The 19,741-nt window shown below is 33.7% G+C and carries 20 protein-coding genes; 17 read left to right on the forward strand and 3 right to left on the reverse strand.

Going from position 1 to position 19,741, the window contains the following annotated elements; all coding sequences use genetic code 11:
* The first annotated feature begins 3 nt into the window (after positions 1-3).
* The 10 genes from PHF25_00405 (at position 4) to glgA (ending at position 11,546) form a co-directional block, all read left to right on the forward strand.
* Positions 4-1,680, forward strand: a complete 1,677-nt coding sequence (locus PHF25_00405) for a hypothetical protein (protein ID MDD4526479.1) — start codon at positions 4-6, stop codon at positions 1,678-1,680.
* 3 nt (positions 1,681-1,683) lie between these two features.
* On the forward strand, positions 1,684-3,153 hold the full coding sequence (locus PHF25_00410; GenBank protein MDD4526480.1) for a hypothetical protein: 1,470 nt from the start codon (positions 1,684-1,686) through the stop codon (positions 3,151-3,153).
* 26 nt (positions 3,154-3,179) lie between these two features.
* A complete protein-coding gene (gene queC, locus PHF25_00415) occupies positions 3,180-3,845 on the forward strand; it encodes a 7-cyano-7-deazaguanine synthase QueC (protein MDD4526481.1) in 666 nt (221 codons plus the stop codon).
* Between the two features lie 110 nt (positions 3,846-3,955).
* Positions 3,956-4,258, forward strand: a complete 303-nt coding sequence (locus PHF25_00420; GenBank protein ID MDD4526482.1) for a nucleotidyltransferase domain-containing protein — start codon at positions 3,956-3,958, stop codon at positions 4,256-4,258.
* On the forward strand, positions 4,255-4,644 hold the full coding sequence (locus PHF25_00425; GenBank protein MDD4526483.1) for an HI0074 family nucleotidyltransferase substrate-binding subunit: 390 nt from the start codon (positions 4,255-4,257) through the stop codon (positions 4,642-4,644). The genes PHF25_00420 and PHF25_00425 overlap by 4 nt, the downstream gene beginning before the upstream one ends.
* 252 nt (positions 4,645-4,896) lie before the next feature.
* Positions 4,897-6,684: an aspartate--tRNA ligase gene (gene aspS / locus PHF25_00430; protein MDD4526484.1), complete on the forward strand. Its 1,788-nt coding sequence runs from the start codon at positions 4,897-4,899 to the stop codon at positions 6,682-6,684.
* Between the two features lie 141 nt (positions 6,685-6,825).
* The gene (locus tag PHF25_00435) at positions 6,826-7,119 is read left to right on the forward strand and encodes an isoamylase early set domain-containing protein (protein MDD4526485.1); all 294 of its coding nucleotides are present in this window, start codon (positions 6,826-6,828) and stop codon (positions 7,117-7,119) included.
* 17 nt (positions 7,120-7,136) lie between these two features.
* Positions 7,137-8,354, forward strand: coding sequence for a DUF4912 domain-containing protein (locus PHF25_00440; GenBank protein ID MDD4526486.1), 1,218 nt, complete (start codon positions 7,137-7,139; stop codon positions 8,352-8,354).
* 7 nt (positions 8,355-8,361) lie between these two features.
* The gene (locus PHF25_00445) at positions 8,362-9,963 is read left to right on the forward strand and encodes a DUF1957 domain-containing protein (protein ID MDD4526487.1); all 1,602 of its coding nucleotides are present in this window, start codon (positions 8,362-8,364) and stop codon (positions 9,961-9,963) included.
* A 116-nt stretch (positions 9,964-10,079) separates the two neighbouring features.
* Positions 10,080-11,546, forward strand: coding sequence for a glycogen synthase GlgA (glgA, locus tag PHF25_00450; GenBank protein MDD4526488.1), 1,467 nt, complete (start codon positions 10,080-10,082; stop codon positions 11,544-11,546).
* Positions 11,547-11,848: 302 nt separating this feature from the next.
* On the opposite strand, the gene PHF25_00455 is transcribed toward glgA, so the two are convergent.
* On the reverse strand, positions 11,849-12,070 hold the full coding sequence (locus PHF25_00455; protein MDD4526489.1) for a hypothetical protein: 222 nt from the start codon (positions 12,068-12,070) through the stop codon (positions 11,849-11,851).
* A gap of 255 nt (positions 12,071-12,325) precedes the next feature.
* On the opposite strand from PHF25_00455, the gene PHF25_00460 reads away from it, so the two are divergent.
* From PHF25_00460 to PHF25_00485, 6 genes are read left to right on the forward strand one after another with little or no spacing between them, the layout of a single operon-like run.
* Positions 12,326-13,093 (forward strand): YebC/PmpR family DNA-binding transcriptional regulator, encoded by a 768-nt coding sequence (locus tag PHF25_00460; GenBank protein MDD4526490.1) that lies wholly within the window; start codon positions 12,326-12,328, stop codon positions 13,091-13,093.
* Entirely contained in the window at positions 13,093-13,401 is a 309-nt protein-coding gene (locus tag PHF25_00465) for a DUF1844 domain-containing protein (protein MDD4526491.1), read from the forward strand. Before PHF25_00460 ends, PHF25_00465 begins: the two co-directional genes overlap by 1 nt.
* Complete coding sequence (holA, locus tag PHF25_00470; GenBank protein ID MDD4526492.1) at positions 13,402-14,328, forward strand: DNA polymerase III subunit delta; 927 nt, start codon at positions 13,402-13,404, stop codon at positions 14,326-14,328. It abuts the gene before it with no gap.
* A 31-nt stretch (positions 14,329-14,359) separates the two neighbouring features.
* Positions 14,360-14,752, forward strand: a complete 393-nt coding sequence (locus PHF25_00475; GenBank protein ID MDD4526493.1) for a Smr/MutS family protein — start codon at positions 14,360-14,362, stop codon at positions 14,750-14,752.
* A gap of 2 nt (positions 14,753-14,754) precedes the next feature.
* The gene (rfbD, locus tag PHF25_00480; protein MDD4526494.1) at positions 14,755-15,603 is read left to right on the forward strand and encodes a dTDP-4-dehydrorhamnose reductase; all 849 of its coding nucleotides are present in this window, start codon (positions 14,755-14,757) and stop codon (positions 15,601-15,603) included.
* Between the two features lie 43 nt (positions 15,604-15,646).
* Positions 15,647-17,656: a methyl-accepting chemotaxis protein gene (locus tag PHF25_00485; protein MDD4526495.1), complete on the forward strand. Its 2,010-nt coding sequence runs from the start codon at positions 15,647-15,649 to the stop codon at positions 17,654-17,656.
* 1 nt (position 17,657) lies between these two features.
* Here PHF25_00485 and PHF25_00490 read toward each other — a convergent pair whose 3' ends face one another.
* On the reverse strand, positions 17,658-18,233 hold the full coding sequence (locus PHF25_00490; GenBank protein ID MDD4526496.1) for a hypothetical protein: 576 nt from the start codon (positions 18,231-18,233) through the stop codon (positions 17,658-17,660).
* A 108-nt stretch (positions 18,234-18,341) separates the two neighbouring features.
* On the opposite strand from PHF25_00490, the gene PHF25_00495 reads away from it, so the two are divergent.
* Complete coding sequence (locus tag PHF25_00495) at positions 18,342-18,623, forward strand: hypothetical protein (GenBank protein MDD4526497.1); 282 nt, start codon at positions 18,342-18,344, stop codon at positions 18,621-18,623.
* Positions 18,624-18,700: 77 nt separating this feature from the next.
* Here the strand turns inward: PHF25_00495 and PHF25_00500 are convergent, their stop codons facing one another.
* Positions 18,701-19,489 (reverse strand): ATP-binding cassette domain-containing protein, encoded by a 789-nt coding sequence (locus PHF25_00500; GenBank protein MDD4526498.1) that lies wholly within the window; start codon positions 19,487-19,489, stop codon positions 18,701-18,703.
* Positions 19,490-19,741 lie beyond the last annotated feature (252 nt).

Here is a 19,741-nt window from a genome sequence, read left to right on the forward strand (position 1 = left end):
ATTATGGGGGAAAGTAGTCTTGGTGTTTTAGAAATAGAGAAAAAATATTCAGAAAAATTTTCAAGTGTACTAAATCAACTAATATCAGCGGAATCAGTTATTTTGCTTTCTGATTTTTTGAAAGCAAAAACTTCAATTAAAAATACAGATAAAATAGTTGGAGATATCGTAGGCTTGATTGAATCAACTATTTATGGGTATATAGAATATTATGCTGTGATGCAGTATTTATATATGGATAAAACAGGAGAGTGGACTGAAGCTGGAGAAGATCGTGTTAAAAGTTCATTTTTTGCTGTTTTAAATAGTTTTCCAGCAGATAAAGATTTGAATTATTCGGACTATTCTTTTTCTCAAGATAAAATAAATCAATTAGCAGTTTTATATAAAGTAGATAGTTTAAATAAGGAAGAACTTTCTAATAGAATAAAATCACCAACGTTCGATATTTTGGGGTTGTCTTTTAGCTTTACTGAGACTGCAAAACTGAACAAATTGTTAGCTATTGTAAGCAGTCAAAGACGAGTTATTATGGGGTTGAGTGGAAGTTACATTTCAATGATTTTTGCATTAGCCACAACAGTTAAGTATCATGAATATGAGATACATATTTTGTATAAAGAAGAAATCCGTACCCCTAATGCAGTAAATTATATAGTTGCTGTTATTGATCAAAATCAGATTGCAATTCGAAGAGAGGTTTGTGAATATATATTTTACAAAAAATGGCTTCCAGTTGTAGAAGATGAACCATTTTTTTTGAGTTTCATGAACGGCAATCTTGAGAATCAAGTAGCTGAAGCAATTAAAAAACAAGTAATGCAGGCTTATTCTGTTAATAATAAAGAAGAATTATTAGAAGTTAAGGATGATTTTATAAATAAAATGATGGAGAATTTTTCCTATCATGAGGTGTCTCATGATATTTTAGATGATTTTAATTTAACTAAAGAGGAATCATCTATGGTAACGGCTATTTCAGTTCAAGAAGAAAATATCTTGACTGTTATGACTGAGGTGTTAACTGAATGGATGCCTGGTTCGCTTCATTTGAAGGGACCAATGAAAAATATAGTTGATACAGCAGTTAAAAATGGTAATAATTCAAAAGCACGGCAACTTTTGTTAACGTATATGAGTGATGGTTGGTTTTTAGATACAGACACGGAATTTATGCATTCCTATACATATCTTATGTTTGCTCCTTTATTGAAGTGTTTGAAGTTAGATTCCGAGATAGATTTTATTGAATTATATGGTGAATTAAATAGTATTTTTGATTTTTTTCTTACTTGGTATAGAAATACAATTGCGGATGTGTTGGTAAAGTTGAAAAAAATGGAATATGTTGATACAGATAAAGAAATCCTTGATTATGACTCTTTCAATAAAAGAGTTGAAAAATGCATGAGAATATATAATGAACTTATTAATAAAAATCTTTCTGATGATATTATAATAAGCCAGAATTGGATTAATTTTTTCAGTCAAATGAAGTCGCTGTCTCCACATAATTTTGAAAGTATTAGTTCGTTGATTTCTGATAAAGAGCAACAATTGTATAAAGATTTAATTTTAAAGTTTGGTGGTGAAGAGTCTGCCTTAAAGTATGGAGATGATATTCGTTCATTTGTTTTAGATGGAATGATTAGTCGCGGATTTAGTATTCCTTTGGAGTAGGAAATGAATGCTAAAATTATTTCTTTAGCATATCCTTCTGGAATTGGTTCGCTTTTGGATCAAGAACTTAAGCCAATAATCAATTTTTTCCAAGAACAAATATCTATAGGTAATAGTGTATTTCAGCAAAGAATTGATGAATTGCAAAAAATGCTTAAAGGTTTAAGAAGATGCGATAATCTTATATTTCGCGACTTTTTATCTACAGTAGATATGTTTGATGATAGACAGGAAATTTCCTTGCTTAGTATTAAAAGAGGATTGAGTATAGTTGAGTTCAGACAATACATATCAGATTTTGCTAATTTGTCTTCGATAGATATTGATTCTTGGGTTAATGATTTTTGTATAACTCAAGATATTGTAAATTCTGATGGTAATGTCTACAAAGCATGTACTTTAAGAAGTGATTTAAGTGAGGATGATTTAAGTAGAGCAGATACTCTGATACCAGAGTTATATAATTACTTATTAAACATAATAGAAGAGACCGAGGATTATTTGTATTATAGGGAAGATATTAATGAATCTAAGATAAACATCGACACAGATGTGTTTAAAGCTTTAATATTATCAGAACCGGTTAAGCCCGTTTTCGGTCAGAAAGCTATATTTTCTTGGAATCATACTCATCCTACTAGGAGTCAAGAAGTTCAAAGTAGATATTCCAAAAGAAGTGGTTATTTTTTTTCTGTTGCTGATTTGAAAGTTGTTAATGAAGTTGAAAGAAATGCAGAAGTGTTTTCTGCTTATGGAGCTTCTTTTGTTGAGAGGGATAACTATTACGAAGATATCAATGGTAACAAAGCAAAGCTTACAGTTAGTCCGCAATATATTAGCTATGTCGCTCGTCGTTTAGCATTTTTGGATGCATACAGATATATTTCTAAAGTAAGTAAATTATCATCAAATGTGTTGATTAGTGTTGCTTTAGAGATAGCAAATTATTATGTTGGAAATAGAAAACAAGAGGATGTACAGGGTTTATTAGAAAAGTATAATTTAGAGCCAGAACTTATTGAAAAATTTAAGAAGAAAGTTTTTGATAGTGGCGAAACCTCAGAGTTGAATGATTTTTTTGGTATGCATGCTAATTATCCTGAAGTAGCGGCATTAAAGGAAGGCCATGTTTCTTATTTTGTTAATAGGTCAATGATTAATAGAATGATGGACCCAAAACGAACAGAACTTGGCGATATGAAGTATCATGAAGCGATAGAGTTTATTAAGCTTCGTTCATCAAAAACACTAAGACTTATCCTTTGTGCGAAATATGATTTGTCAGACCTTTTCATTAGAGACAGAAAGTTCCTCGGAAATAGAATAGTTAGTGTTTCAGCTAAGCAAACGTATATGCCTTTGCTTAAGGAACTATGGAACTCAAAGAATCTTACTGAAGCGAGAGAAGCTAGGGATAAGATTTTGAAGGCCTTTTATGAGCTTGATAAATCAGGCGAGTTGTACGAAGACTAAATTCCCTCACATGTTATAATATCCCCATGACTACAGCATTAATGATACTTTCTGGTGGACAAGACTCAACTACTACTTTGTTTTGGGCTAAGAAGAAGTTTGGCTCAGTAGAGGCCATTACCTTTGATTATGGACAGCGACACAAAGTAGAACTTGAATCAGCCAAGAAAGTTGCTGAAATAGCTGGAGTCCCTCATAAGTTAGTAAGAGTAACAGCACTTGAGCAGTTAGCTGATAATGCCATGATTAAAGACGAAGAAATTGTTATTAATAAGACAACAGGGCTTCCTACAACCTTTGTTCCTGGAAGAAACCTAATTTTTGTAACACTTGCTGCTGGGTATGCTTACACTAAAGGGATTAAGGATTTAATATTAGGAGTCTCTCAGGTTGATTACAGTGGCTATCCAGATTGTCGCAGAGAAACGATGAGGTCATTAGAAAAGACGATTTCTTTGGGTATGGATTTTGATTTTACTATTCATACACCTCTTGTAGATAAAGACAAAAAAGATACAGTCCTTATGGCAAAAGAGCTTGGCGTATTAGATGTTATGAAATACACCCACACTTGTTATAAAGGTCAACGACCTCCATGTGGAGAGTGCCCTGCATGTAAGCTTAGGGCAAAGGGATTCGCTGAAGCAGGGATTATAGACCCTCTTTTTATCTTAGTCACAAAGATTATTTAGTGGCTCCCTTATCAAGGAAGATGGCCTTCGTTAGTGCGACTTAGGGTTATATCCTCCATTCTTCCAGTTATCCATTGAACTAGTGAGCAAATGAAAGTTATAATATTGTAATGATACAAGTTATTCCTTTAACAGATGCAGAGATTATTAGTAACGTGAAAGAAATTATTATCTCTGAGTTGCCTGAAGCAAAAGCTTATTTGTTTGGTTCTCGTATTAATGGAAAAGCAAAGATAGTGTCGGATTTTGATATATGTATTAAAATAGATAAAGAGATTCCTGCAGTTAAGTTGTTTTCAATAGAACAAAAAATTGATAATTTGGATACTTTAAGGACTATAGATATCTCTGATTATCATCGTTTGAATGATTTTTTTAAAAGTAACATTGATCAAACTGGAGTATTAATATGAATCAAGAAATAAATAATCAATTAGGTAATTTTACAGATTCTCTTCAACGACTTAAGGAAGTAATGCAAAGAGATATTAATGAAGATAGCATAGTTTTAGATGCTGCAATTCAACGTTTTGAATTTACTTTTGAAAATGCTTGGAAGTCTATAAGAATGGTTATAAAAGATTATGGAGAAGATGCAAATTCACCTAGAGAAGCAATTAAAAAAGCATATAGAATGGGTTATATAGAAGATGAAGCAGTTTTTCTGGAACTTCTTATGGCAAGAAACCTAACTAGTCACACTTATAATTATCCGATAGCTATTAGTGTTTATAATAATGTTAAGAAGAATATGTCGGTTTTTGATAAACTTTACGATAAACTAAAATCGCTGATTTGATTAAACTTAGAGCTAAAGGTTTTGCAGAAGCAGGAATTACGGATCCATTAATAGAATGACAAATGTCAAAACTCAAATGTCAAATAAATCAGATAATGACAAATAATTAAATAAATAGTTGAAATTGAATTTTTCTTGATTTGAGATTTAAGTATTTATTTGGATTTTGTCATTTGTCATTTGGGTTTATTATAGAATTTTCCTTTCACTTTCCACTTTTCACTTTTTACCTTTCACTATATACTATAGCCTATGCTTAAAAGAACCATAAATTGCGGAGAACTTAGACGGTCAGACATTGGTAAGGAAGTTATTCTTAACGGATGGGTTAATCGTCGTAGGGACCATGGTGGAGTAATTTTCCTAGACCTTAGAGACAGAAGTGGTATTGTCCAGATAACTTTCGATTCTTCCAAGGCAGGTATGTCCCATCAACTTGCTGAAAGCATCCGAAGTGAGTATGTTCTAGCTGTTAAAGGTCAAGTTATTACGCGTTCAGACGCAACTGTTAATCCTAATATGCCTACTGGTGAAGTAGAAGTTGAGTGTACAATAGTAGATATATTAAATACTAGTAAAACACCAGTTTTCAGTGTTGCTGATGATGATCAGGTGGATGAAACATTAAAACTAAAATATAGATATCTGGATTTAAGGAAAGAAACCTCGTTAAATAAATTCAAAATACGACATAATGTTACAGCTGCAATAAGAAATCATTTAAACAAAGAGGGGTTCTATGAAGTAGAAACTCCAATACTTAATAAGAGTACCCCAGAAGGTGCTAGAGATTACTTAGTCCCAAGTAGGGTTAATGTTGGTAAGTTTTTTGCTCTTCCTCAATCACCTCAGCTATTCAAGCAATTATTAATGGTTAGTGGTTTTGAAAAGTATTATCAAGTAGCTAAATGTTTTAGAGATGAAGATCTTCGCGCAGACCGTCAGCCAGAGTTTACACAGATAGACTTAGAGATGAGTTTTGTTGAACAAGATGATGTTATTGCTTTAACCGAAGGAGTCATCAAAGAAGCTTTTAGAGTTATTGGTGAAGAAGTTGCTCTTCCTATAAACAGAATTACCTATGATGATGCCATGAATTTTTATGGTAGTGATAAACCTGATATGCGTTATGATTTAAAATTAGTGGATATTACAGATATTTGTAAGAATATTGAATTGAAGGTTTTTAACCAGATTGCTAATGGTGGAGGTATGGTTAAAGGCTTAAATGTTAAAAATGGTCATTCTCTAAGTAGAAAGAATATGGATGATTTAATCACTTTTTCTCAAAAACATGGAGCCAAAGGAATGGCGTATATAACAGTTAGACCAGAATCGCCAGATGATATAAGTAAATATGAATACACCTCACCAATTACTAAGTTCTTTAATGCTGATCAACTTAAGCAAACCATGGAACAATTTGATGCCAAACCGGGCGATGTTTTAGTTTTTATCGCGGACAGTGTAGTTGTTGCAAATGATGTATTAGGTAGGCTAAGGTTGGAAATTGCAGAATTGTTGAAGATTGTACCAAAACAGAAATATTCATTTGTTTGGGTGACTAATTTCCCTATGTTTGAGAAGTCAGAGGGAAAGCTAAAAGCATTACATCATCCTTTTACTAAGCCAGACATTAAGGATTTATCAGAGTTAGATGCTGACCCTTTATCTTTATATTCAATAGGTTATGATATCGTTCTTAATGGTTGCGAGCTAGGTGGTGGGTCAATTCGTATTCATCAGGCAGAGATGCAATCGAAAATTCTTGAATTACTCGGCATTGGACCAAAAGAAGCAGAAGAGAAGTTTGGTTTCTTATTAAGTGCCTTAGAGTATGGCGCTCCTCCACATGGTGGCTTAGCTATAGGCTTAGACAGAATGATAATGTTAATGACTGGCTCTGCTTCAATCAGAGATGTTATTGCTTTTCCTAAAACACAAAGTGCTGGTTGTCCGCTTTCTGACGCTCCGAGTGAAGTTTCTGCTGAACAGCTCAAAGAGCTAGGCATTAGACTACGCCAAGCTTCTAAAGAATAAAAACAGTCCGCCGAGTGAGGCTCGGACGTAAAATGGACACAAAACAGCAAAAATGCATATATAATGGACTCGAATAAGCCAATTTTTATTGTATAGCCTATTGTTGAGATGTATAATCTGTATACAAGGTAGGTGAGTAACATGAAAAAAGTAGTAAAAAAGGTACAAAAAAAAGAAGTGAAAAGAAAAATTCAGTTTAAATTTTATGCACCTCAGGCTCAAGATGTTTCTCTTGTTGGTACCTTTAATAAATGGAATCCAATTAAAAAGAAAATGAAAATGAACGAAAAGGGCGAGTGGTTGACTAGAGTAATTTTGTCAGAAGGCGAGCATCAATACAAATTCATCGTCGATGGTGAATGGATAAACGATCCAGGAGCAGAAAGATTTTTAGAAAATGGGGTTGGCGGCATTAATAGCGTCAAGGTCGTATAGACCGAAAGGGGTTCAAAATGATATATGAAGAGGAACAGCTAAATAAATTAACTAAATTCGAGTTGCTGGATATTGCAACAGAGTTGGATGTTAAATATAGAACAAGAATGGCAAAACCAAAGTTGGTTGCCTCTATACTTGAGGAAATTGCTAAAAAGAAAAAAGACTTTGACCCCAAGACTGAAAATATTTTGGATGAACAAGAGAAGAGTCGTCAGCTTGACGCGGATTCCGCTAAAGATAGAGAGGCTGTTCATGCCTCCAAGTATAATAAGGCAGAGCCTAAGACTAAGGCGGCTATTAAAGTTGAAGACAAAAAAGAAGAAACTGTTGTTGAACAACCACAAGAAAATACTTATAACAAATATGATACGATGAATGACTCTTATCATGTACCTCATGCATATGGTGACGATAAAGTAATTGCTATGGTGGTGGATCCTACTCATATACATATTTACTGGGAAACAACACAAAAAACGCAACAAAGATTACTTCAAGAAGCTGGTTTAGCTGGAAGTGGCTTTGATTTATTGTTGAAGTTGTATGATGTAACGGATATTGACTTTAATGGCGCTAATGCTTGGAGTGAGCAGGAACTTAACGTTGGTTATTCTAGAAATTGGTATTTCTCTGTCACGGCAAATAGGAGCTATTGTGCTGAAATCGGCATGAAGATACATGCTAGTGGTAAGTTTATCCGTATTGCTAGGTCTAACATTATTGAAACACCTAGAGATTCTGTAAGTGATTTTTATGATGAAGAATGGATGATGATTGATTTTAATAATAATAAGAATATTTATAGTGAGTTATATCGACTTTCTGGTGGATATGATATGAAGAGATATCAATTAAATTCAGCTACTGTTACAGAAAGAGTTGATAGACCTTATGATTTTAAGCTTCCAACAGTTAGCTTAAGCTCAGAGTCTTTGTCTTCTCATTCCTTGTCTTCACACTCGTTAGTGAAGAATCAGAAGGATTTTTGGTTATGGGTAGATACGGAACTTATTGTTTATGGTCAAACCAAGGTAGACGCTAAAGAGTTAACTATTAATGGTGAGGCTATAAAACTTGATAAAGAAGGAAGATTTCGATTGCATATGGCTCTTCCTAATGGGGAATATCCGTTCCAAGTGCGTGCTGTCTCGAAATGTGGTGAGATGGTAGAAGAGGTCACTCCAAAAGTGATTCGATTTATGGAACAGGAAAAAGTCAGGACGAAAGGATAATTTAATTATGGAAAAAGGATATTTAGCACTAGTACTGCATGCTCATTTGCCATACGTACGGCACCCAGAGTATGCCTCTTTTTTAGAGGAAGATTGGTTTTTTGAGGCAATTACAGAAACGTATATACCGCTACTTAATATGATGGATAGGCTTGTTAATGATGGGGTAGACTTTAGACTTACTATGTCTATAACTCCTCCTCTTGCTGGGATGTTTTCTGATATGGTGTTACAGGATAAATATATTCACCATATTGAACAATTGATAGAGCTTAGTGATAAAGAAATTGATCGCACTAAGTATCTTCCTCAGTTTCATGAAACAGCCAAAATGTATAAAGGTGTTTTTATGAATAGCCGCTATGTTTTTGTGGAAAAATATAAAAAAAATCTCATAAATGGTTTTAAATATTTTCAGGACATAGGCAAGTTAGAAATTATAACTTGTACTGCTACTCATGGGTTTTTGCCTTTGATGGAAAGTAATCGTGAAGCAGTTCATGCTCAGGTCAAAGTAGCAACGGAAGATTATAAGAGACATTTCGGAAGAGGACCAAAAGGAATTTGGTTAGCTGAATGTGGTTATAATCCAGGCGATGAAGAAGAGTTAAAGAAGGCAGGAATTAGTTTCTTTTTTGTGGATACTCACGGAATTTTGCATGGTAATCCAAGACCAAAATATGGAGTTTTTGCCCCTGTTTACACTAAAAATGGAGTAGCTGCTTTTGGTCGTGATATGGAGTCCTCTAAGTCAGTATGGAGTGCTGAAGAAGGTTATCCAGGAGATCAAAGATATAGAGATTTCTATCGAGATGTTGGTTTTGATTTAGATATGGAATATATCAAAGATTATATTCACCCAGATGGGATTAGAAAACATACGGGCATTAAGTATTATAAGATTACTGGTAAAACAGATACTAAACAGCCTTACAATCATTTCCAAGCAGAAGCTGCAGCAGCAGAACATGCCAGTAACTTTCTTTTTAATAGAGAGAAGCAAGTAGAGTATTTGTATGATGTAATGGGTGGTAAAAAGCCTATAATTATCTCTCCTTATGATGCTGAATTGTATGGTCATTGGTGGTTTGAAGGTCCTAAGTTTTTAGAGAATCTTATTCGTAAGGCCTATTATGATCAAGATACAGTAAAACTGATAAGCCCTTATGAGTACTTACAAGATAATCCTACAAATCAGGTTGTTACACCATCTATGTCTAGTTGGGGAAATAAAGGTTATAACGAAGTTTGGCTAGAAGGAAGCAATGATTGGGTATATCCTCATTTGCATAAAATAGCTGACAGAATGGTTGAGCTAGCCAATAAGTTTACCTATGCTGACGATGTGTTAAGAAGAGCGTTAAATCAGGCGGCTAGAGAAGTGTTGCTTGCACAGAGCTCTGACTGGGCATTTATAATGAAAACAGGAACTATGGTGGAGTATGCTAATAGAAGAACAAAGAGTCATGTCACAAGATTTAACAATCTGTACGATATGATATTGGGGAATGGCATCGATACTAATTATTTAGCTGATCTGGAATCTAAGGATAATATATTTCCAAACATTGATTACACAGTGTATCAAACAGCAGATCTTAAGAGATAAAAGATAAAAGATGATTAGATGATTAGAAACTCAGTTGACATAGTCATTCCCGCGTAGGCGGGAATCTATGGGTTCAAATGGGAAAAGATAAAAGACTAAAGATAGGGGGAGTTGTTATGAAAATTTTATTTGTAGCTTCAGAAGTTGTACCTTTTGCGAAAACTGGTGGACTAGCTGATGTAGCTGGAGCTTTGCCAAAGGAATTAACCAAGCTTGGGCATGAAGTTATTGTGGTAATGCCTAGATATAGAATTATAAATAAAGCAGATTATGATGCCGAGCTAGAAGTTTCCAATTTAGAAGTTCATATAGGCAAAGCTTCTATTAATGGCGCTGCTTATAAAGCTATGATTCCTGGCTCTAAAACACCTATCTATTTTTTAGAAAATGATCAGCTTTATGATAGAGCTGGCCTGTATGGAGAAGCGGATAAAGACTATCCAGATAACGCTGAAAGATTTATTTATTTTTCCAGAGCTGCTCTTCTTTTAGCGAAACGTTTAAATTGGAAGCCAGATGTTGTCCATTGTCATGACTGGCAAACAGGTCTAATCCCTGTATATTTAAAAGAATATTCTAAGATAGATCCATTTTTTCAGGGAGTTAAGTCCTTGTACACTATCCATAATTTGGCTTATCAAGGAGTTTTTGATAAACAAATCATGGATAAAACAGGCTTAAGTTGGGATTATTTTTCAGTAGATAAATTAGAGTTTTGGGGAAAAGTAAATTTTATGAAAGCAGCACTTTGTTACGCTGATAAGATTAATACTGTTAGTGAGAGATATAGTAAAGAAATTCAGTCTGAAGAATATGGATGTGGACTTCAGGGCGTGTTGATTAATCGAAAAGATGATTTGTCTGGAATCTTAAATGGTATCGATTATTCGGTTTTTTCTCCAGATAAAGATAAATTAATCCCTGTTAAATATTCATGGGAGACAATTCAGAGTAAAGACGATAATAAAAAAGCGCTTCTTGAAGAAGTTGGGCTTAAGTATAAGAAAAACACTCCTGTTTATGGGATAGTTTCTCGCCTTGCTGAACAAAAAGGGTTTGATATTTTAAGCAAGATTTTTGAGCAATTTTTGCAGCAAAACATTCAGATAGTAATTCTTGGAACAGGTGATCCTCTCTATCATGTATCTTTGAAAGAATTAGAAGCGAAGTATCCTAACAAGTTTAAAGTAGTTTTGAAATATGATGCTAAGTTAGCACAACTTATTTATGCAGGTTCGGACTTCTTTATAATGCCATCGAGGTTTGAGCCTTGTGGCCTTGGTCAGTTAATTAGTTTGAAGTATGGAACTATCCCTATAGTGAGAGAGACGGGTGGTCTAGCCGATACTATTATTGATTTTGATCTTGCTAAAGACTTTGAACACGACAGAGGGAATGGCTTTGTTTTTTCTGGATACAACAGTGAAGAGTTGTTACAGTCACTCAGAAACTCTTTAATGGTTTATCATGATGAGATGGCCTGGCAGAAGATTAGGCATAATGCGATGAATGGTGATTTTTCTTGGAAAGCATCAGCTAAGAAATATGTGGAACTGTACGAAACAATAACCTCTCCCGTTTAAGATAAATTTAAGAATATTAGCATTAATAAAAAAGACCTGCTTTAAGCAGGTCTTTTTTATTTGAAGGGATGTCCTGGGGGAGACATCCCTTCTTAGACTACGCTATCTAAACGTTGTTGGGGGGAAGAGGGTTGTTTAGATAACGTAATATATCTAATATATCGATTAATTGCTTTGCTTATTGCAGACAAGATATATTGATAAATTTTGGTGTTTCAGAGCATTAAAAAGGAGCGTTGGGGGGAACGCTCCTTTGAAGTATCAATATCTAAACGCTTCGAGGGGGGTCGAGGGGGGTGCGTTTAGATTATTGTATGCTTGATTTGTTTGGCCTGTCGTATAGCTATTTTCGGGACAACATCTCTATTGTGCACATAGCTAATGGTATAAAACTTTTTATTTCCTTCTTTATGACTATAAGCGGTGTCATAGGAGAATATTTTTTTTGTTTCGTCTCCTGTAGCTGGTGCTGTTTGTAGGAAAAGAAAGTTTCTTACTTTTAAAGCTAGTTCTATTATTTTCATCCTACTCACCTCCTGTTTGTTTGCTTTCATATTAAGTTATCGAGCAGAAGTTTTAATATTCCCAATTATTTTTATATATTTTTGAAGTATATAGTTACATCGTGTGCAGTGACTATATTAAATTATCGATAACTACTAGGCAATATTGCAATAATTTGGTCCTATTATTCCTTAACCTTTTGACCTTTCAATCTTGAGAACGCTATAATTACTAATATCACGATAATTATTACAATTATTAATAAAGGAGTAGATATGTCAGGACATAGTAAGTGGGCGAACATTAAGAACCGTAAAGGTGCTCAGGATGCAAAAAGAGGTAAGATTTTTACGAGATTAGCTAAAGAAATAATTATTTCTGCGAAGATTGGTGGTGCAGAGGTAGAGAATAACCCAAGATTAAGGATGGCTATTCAAAAAGCGAAAGCAGAAAACATGCCAAATGATAACATTAATAGAGCTATTCAACGCGCAGTTGGTGGCGGAGCTGGTAATGAAATCGAGGAAGTTATGTATGAAGCATATGCTCAAGATGGCGTAGCGGTTATTATTAAATGTGCCACAGATAATAAAAACAGAACAATGCCAGAGATACGGACTATTGTTTCTAAGTCAGGTGGGAATATGGCTGAAAAGGGTGCTGTGTCTTATATGTTTACACAGAAAGGTTTGTTTGTTTTTGAGAAAGGCAAAGCCACTGAAGACCAAATTTTAGAATGTACCTTTGATTATAATTTAGAAGATATCGTTACCAATGAGGATGGTTCAATTGAGGTGATTTGTGATTTTGAAAGTTTTGTAGATGTTAAGTCTGCATTAGATGAGCATGGACTAGAAGCGGAGACTTCTGAATTAACCATGATTTCTTCTTTAGCTGTTCCTATTAAAAAGAAAGAGACAGCAGAAAAATTCTTGAATTTGATCAACAGAGTTGATGATCATGAGGATGTGCAGAATATTTATCACAATGCTGACATTAGTGATGAAATTATGGAACAGCTAGACGCTGAAGGGCTTCTTTGATGGATGTAGATGACAGTATAGAAAGAGAGAAAACTCTTTTCGAGTCATTAGTTTATACTTTAAACATGACTGCCATGCAACAACTTGGAAAAGCAGGAGATTTGTTGCAAAAGAAAAAGGTTGATTTCCAAGGAGCGATTGATTCTCTTGACCTTCTAAAAGCACTTAAGTCTAAAACTTTAGGCAATTTGTCTGACGAAGAGAGTAGGTTTTTGGATAAAATCATAGAAAATGTTTCAAAGTATTTAGCAGAAATTTCCTCTCAACAGGATATTGGTTTCTCTGAAGTAGAAGTAGAGGAAGCATAGATGCGCTTTTTGTATGGTGAAGAAACGTTATTATTAACTCAAAGAGCTATGGAGCTAAAAGAAGAATTTGTAACAAAGAATGGTGATTACTCTTATGAGGAATTTTCAGAAAGTGATCAGATCGAGAAGTTTATCGATGCTTTTTCCTCGATGTCGTTATTCTCAGCAAAGAAAATGATTGTTTATAAAGGTCTTCCTAAGGTTAGAGAAGATTATGAAGAGTATTTTCAGAAATTGTTATATGAACAGCAAACGGCTCATGATATTGTCTTTATTTATAGGGGAAAACCTGATAAAAGAAAAAAGTTTGTTAAATTCTTGTTAAAAAATTCTGAAAGCGAATCTTTTGAGCCCTTTAGCATTTGGAAGAAAGGCGAAGTAGTTGATTGGATTTTAAGTAGAGAAAAAATAAGAGGATTTAGTATTAATAGAGCCTCAGCGGAGCTGTTAATTGAGTTGGTAGGTACTGACTTGTGGTCTATCGAATCGAATTTGTTGAGAATGGAGACCTATGTGCTTCCCGATAAGGCTATAAGTGAAAAAGATGTAAGGGAATTATCAACATTAGGAGAAAAAGGTATTCTTGATATTTTTGAGGCTTTAAGAAAGAAAGATAAAATCTTATATAAATATGTTTTTGAAACCAATAAGCCAGAGGACATTATCGCTTTAATTGGTGGAATATCTTCACATTTAAGGCTTATATTATTACTTAAAAGTACTAATTATTCTTTTTTAGATGATTTAGCTACACGAATAAATAAGAAAAGATTTTATTTAGAGAATTTAACAAAAGATATTAAAGGTTGGAGTTTCTCTGAAGCTAAATCTTTCTTGTCTGAACTACATCAATTAGATTTCGACATTAAGGCTGGAAAAGTTAAGCCATTGGTTGGGCTAGAATTAGCTCTTTCCCGGCATGTTTGATTTAATAAGAGAAAAGGAAAAAAATTAAGTTATGAGTAGAAGAGAGATTGATTTGCATGGATTATATTGCGAACAAGCGGAGTTGATTCTTGAGAGAGAATTGCTAACCTCTTCTGGTGTAACGGAGCTGGTGATAATTCATGGTAAAGGAACGGGAGCATTAAGGGAATCTGTTATGAAAACTTTATATGCGCACAAAGATAAGTGGGTCGATATTATTAAGGGTGAGAATACAATGGAAATTGGAGACTCAGGTTTTTTAAAGGTAAGGCTTAAATATAAGGAAATTATTATTAATAAATACTCACCAAGAAAGAATAAAAAAAGTGAAGAAAGTTTAATCGAAAATACTTACCTAGATGGAGTTAATGAAAAAAAAGAAAAAGGAAAACAACGTTATCTGAAGAGGATGAAAAGGAGCTAGAAATGAGAATTGCAATTATTGGTGCAGATGGGATGTTGGGGAGTGAATTTGTTTCTTTATGTAAGATAAGAAAGAAAGAATACTCTGAATTCACTATAAAAGATGTAGATATAACTAATAAACAGACATTAGCTGTCGTAGAACAATATGCTCCAACAGTTATCATAAATTGTGCAGCTTATACAGCTGTAGACAAAGCAGAAGATGATAAGTTGACTGCCTTTGCAGTAAATAGTGAAGGTGTTAAAAATTTAGCTGAATTGGCGTTAAGTCTTAATGCTAAATTTATTCATTTTTCGACTGATTATGTTTTTCCTGGTGATGGAATAATCCCTTATGTAGAGAATGATAAAACTGGACCCAAAAGTGTTTATGGTGAAAGTAAGCTGCAAGGCGAAGAGCATTTGAGAAGAGTCCTTGTAGATAAACAGTATTTGTTGTTAAGGACGGCTTGGCTTTATGGTGAATATGGTAATAATTTTGTTAAAACGATGATAAGATTGGCTCGTGAGGGTAAAGATATAAAAGTTGTAAATGATCAATTTGGAAGCCCCACTTTTGCTAAGGATTTGGCTGTTTGGACGATGGAGCTGATTGATAAAAACATCAGCGGAGTTTTTCATGCAACTAATAATGGTGCTTGTAGTTGGTATGATTTTGCTAAGAAGATTTTTGAATTACAAAAGATGTCTGTTAATTTAACTAAGTCTAGCAGCGAGCAATACATTACAAAGGCAGAACGACCGAAGTTTAGCATCATGGATAATTCTAAACTAAAAAAAGCTTTGGGGTATTCGATAAGAGAATGGCAAGAAGCATTGTCAGAGTATCTTTTATTGACTAAAATATAAATTATATAGACGAATACTTTTTGTCTTGTAGTGGGGGGAAGTTTTGAACATAAAAAAAGCATATAATAAAAGGGCTCTTTATTACCTTATTCCAATCTTTTTTGTACTAGCATCATTTTTTTTAACCCTTATTATTGTTTCTCATTTAAACTCTAGTAACAGTATCATCTTGGACGAGATAATTGTGGAAAAGTTGTTTGAGCAAACAAACTCTTTAGAAACTGCTTTAAATAAAATTGATAATATAGATGCTAAATTAAGCTTAATAAAAAACTTTAAAACCTCAAGTAAATATTTTTGGGCTATTGATAAGGATGAACGAGTTCTTTATCATCCCCTTAGCTATTACATTAGTAAATTATCTTTAGCTGAATTTAAGGATCAGAAAGGAAATCCCTTTTTATTAACGTTAATCAATGAAGCATTAATCGTAGGTAAAGCATCAATTATTTATTATTCATCAGCTGAGGATGGTGTAGTTGTTAGGAAGATTGCGGTAGCTAAACTTTTAGAAGGCAGCGATATTATAATTGGAACTGACTCAGTTGCAAAAGAAACAGTAGTAGACCAAAAAATAATGTTATGGCTATTTGTTTTGTCTTTGTTTGGGTATGTTTTTGCTGTTACTTCTTATGTCATCATCAAGAAAAAACGAGTTTCGAATGATGTTAAAAGGTTTTCCAAAGAGATGACTGCCTTATGTGATAATGTTGTTAGGTATGAACCAAGTTTTGAAATTTGTAATACTTTTTTGCCATTACAAAAAGAGTATGTACGGTTAGTAAATTATTTTAAAGAGTTCGTGCATAAATCAAGTAGTTTGTCAGATGATTTGCATGCCAATCTTGATTCTTTAGAAAAAAATGTTTTAGAGATTTCTAGCAATTTTCATAAACTTACAACGGCTTTGTTTGAGGTAGCTAAAGGTGCGATGTCACAGACGGATAGATTATCAACAGTTACTGGGGCAATTGATCAGGTTGGTCAGAGCGTTAAAAATATTAATGATAACGTGAAAATTCAGAATCAAAGTGTTCAAAACAATACGATTGCGTTGCAGAATACTAGTCAGCTAATACAAGTTTTAAATGAGAACGCTCAAATACAAAGAGACAAGATAGAGTTAACCAGTGAGAACATGACAGGAACATTAGAAGCAGTTAATAAAATAAAAGATAACACAAAGAATGTTTATAACAGTTCAATAGCTTCTTCTGAAGTTGCTGAAAAAGGTAAAATAAGCGTTGAAAATATTTATCAAGAAATGAGTGATATTAAAAAAATAGTTGCTGATTCTTCTAAAAAAATTAGTGATTTATCTCAATATTCTAGGAGGATTGAGGATATTATTGATATTATCGATGATATTGCTGACCAGACGAATTTATTGGCACTTAATGCTGCGATAGAGGCAGCTAGAGCTGGAGAAGCTGGTGTTGGATTTGTGGTTGTTGCAGACGAGGTTAGAAAATTAGCTGAGAAATCTGGCAAGGCAACAAAAGAAATAGCAGATTTGTTATATACAATACAAAATATCACTAAAGAAGCAGCACAATCAATGGATAAGAGTAATGAGCAAGTTGAGCACGGTGTCGCCCAGACAGAGAATGCTAAAATTGCTTTACTTAATATCATTGATGCCGTTGATAATACCGTTAGTATGGTTGAGAATATTTATACCTCTTCGGAAAGTATGTCCAGTAGTTTTGACAGCGTTATGCGTATTACAGAACAACTTTTTGCTTCAGTAGATGAAAATTCTGTTTCGATTAAATCTTTGGCTGATTCTTCAAGAGCAATTGCTGAGAGTTCGACGGATGTTTCTGCCATTTTTTCCAAGAGTATAGAAGAACTAGATTTAATACAAAATAGTACAGAGCAAATGCTGTCTGAGACAAAGGAAATAAGTAATATCGCTACAGATAATAATTCCATTGCAGAAGAAGTTACCGCCTCTGCCTTTGATCTTACTCAAGCAACAGATATGAATGTTAAGTTAATTCATAACATTAGAGGTTTATCAACACGTTTAAAAGAGTTTTTAGATAGTTGATTTATAAGTTAGTATAGGAATCTAAATTAATCTCAGCTGTAGCTTTTTTGATATTTTTTAAGGGAATAAAAATTTTTATTTGCAATCCTTTTGCGTTTTCAGTCTGATAAGGTATTTTAATAGCAGAGATTAATTCATCGAGCATAATTTGATTGGGATTGTTATTAAGTCGTTGTTGAAAAGAATATGCTTCTTTTCTTTTTTTGCTTTGGATAGAGAGTGTTCCGTTACAAGAAATTATTATGATAATTAGAGAAAAAAGCCCTTTCCCTTTGCTGTTTTTATATGTGGAAAATTTTTCTTTAATGCTAACTAATATTGGAGCCTCGAATCCCGGTCCGCTATCATCAGCATCAATGTATAGGTAGTCATTGTCGGTAGAAATAGTTACGTCTATAGGATTATTGTTATTATGTTTACTGTTTTCGGCTAGGATGCCTATAAGGGCGGCAATCGTTTTGGTATGAAAAGTTTCTAATGGGAAGGTTTCAATAAGTGTTGGCAAATATTCCTTACCATAATGAACTAAGGTTTTTGTTTTATTTTCAAAAGCAGGAACAGTAATGTGAGTAATCATAGTTGCTATTATACCATTGAAGATATTTTTAAATTATCTTCTTATTAGTTGCAGTCGGGTGTAAAATAATAAATTAGAAAATAGCATGATACAAAGGAGGTGAGTGAAATGAAAAAGCAGATAGTAATTCTAAGTTTAAGTTTGTTTGTTTTGGTTTCTTTTGGATTTGCTGCAAAAAAAGCAGAAGTTGTTGAGGTTAAGGTTCCAGTGAAAGTCAGTGTTGATGTTCAAGTGACTGGTGATATAAAGGTAACCGAGGATGCTAAAGTAACTAAAGATGTTAAGGTTATTAAGGAAGTTAAGTCCCCTAAGTTAGTTGAAGAAAAGGTTAAAAAAGTAATCGAAAAACCTGTGACAGTTGTTGTCCCAGAGGTAGATGCTACAAAATAACTAAATTGTCTAAATAGGATACAGTTGTATCCTATTTAGACAGAATAAATATTCCGCAAATTGTTAATAATTAAGTGCTAATATAAATTGCAAGAAGCTGATTGCTGAAGAGTAGAATCAATATCCATGTCAAATAGTGTTGAAATATTTTTTGCAGTATAGACTATACTGCGTGGCCCATCTGCAACAATTTTGCCGTTTTTTATAAGAATCACTCTGCTAAATTCCTGTAGAATATCGCTTAGTTGATGAGTTACCATAATGAGCCCTTGTTTTTTGATTATTAAATTTTGAATGCTAGCCTTTACTATGGATTGCGCTTTGATATCAAGTGAATTAGTTGGCTCATCCAAGATAAGCATTTGTGGATTGTGTACAAGCGCTCTGGCGATCAGAAATCGTTTTGCTTCTCCCGAGGACATATTGTTAATTGTTTGTTCTAGAAGATGGCTAATTTCGAGAACTTTACTAATTTCTTTTGCTTTTTGTAGTTGTGTCTTACTAAAGTTATGATTGAAGACGCCAATACTTCCATCAAATCCAGACAAAATGATATTTAGCCCAGAGGCTTTACGTTGATAATTGGCTTGCAGTTCATTAGATACTAGTCCAATTTTATGACGTAATTCGGAAAGCACCCAATGGGTTTCTCCTAATAATTTAATTGGGTTATTCGCGTGATAGAGTGGTCTGATGTCTCCTGTAATAAGTTTTATAAGTGTTGATTTCCCCGAACCATTGGGCCCCAGTATAGCAATTTGTTCATTTATTGCTATTTTAAGGTTAATTCTGTTAAGGATGAGCTTGGAATCACGTTGGACTGAAGCGTTATTGAGTTCTAGTAAAATATCAGTAATTTTTTTCATATGTAAAGTTTATCATAGTAGAGGAGGGTGGAGAAACATGATTTTGGCTTTAAATGGTCGGGGTAGCAAGATACTCTTGTAAGCCTGAGGCTTACTGCGAGGACAACCGCTAAATTCGTACCTCATTAACAGACTGTGTCACAAACATGTTTCGAAATTTGTTCTTTCAATCTTTGAGCCGGAATTTAGGATAAGATAAGTATTTTTGTACCCAAGTATTAGTCAGTAAGTTTGTATTATCTATGATTTAAG

It is taken from the genome of Candidatus Margulisiibacteriota bacterium, assembly GCA_028706105.1.
Taxonomy (GTDB): Bacteria; Margulisbacteria; Riflemargulisbacteria; order GWF2-35-9; family DYQY01; genus DYQY01.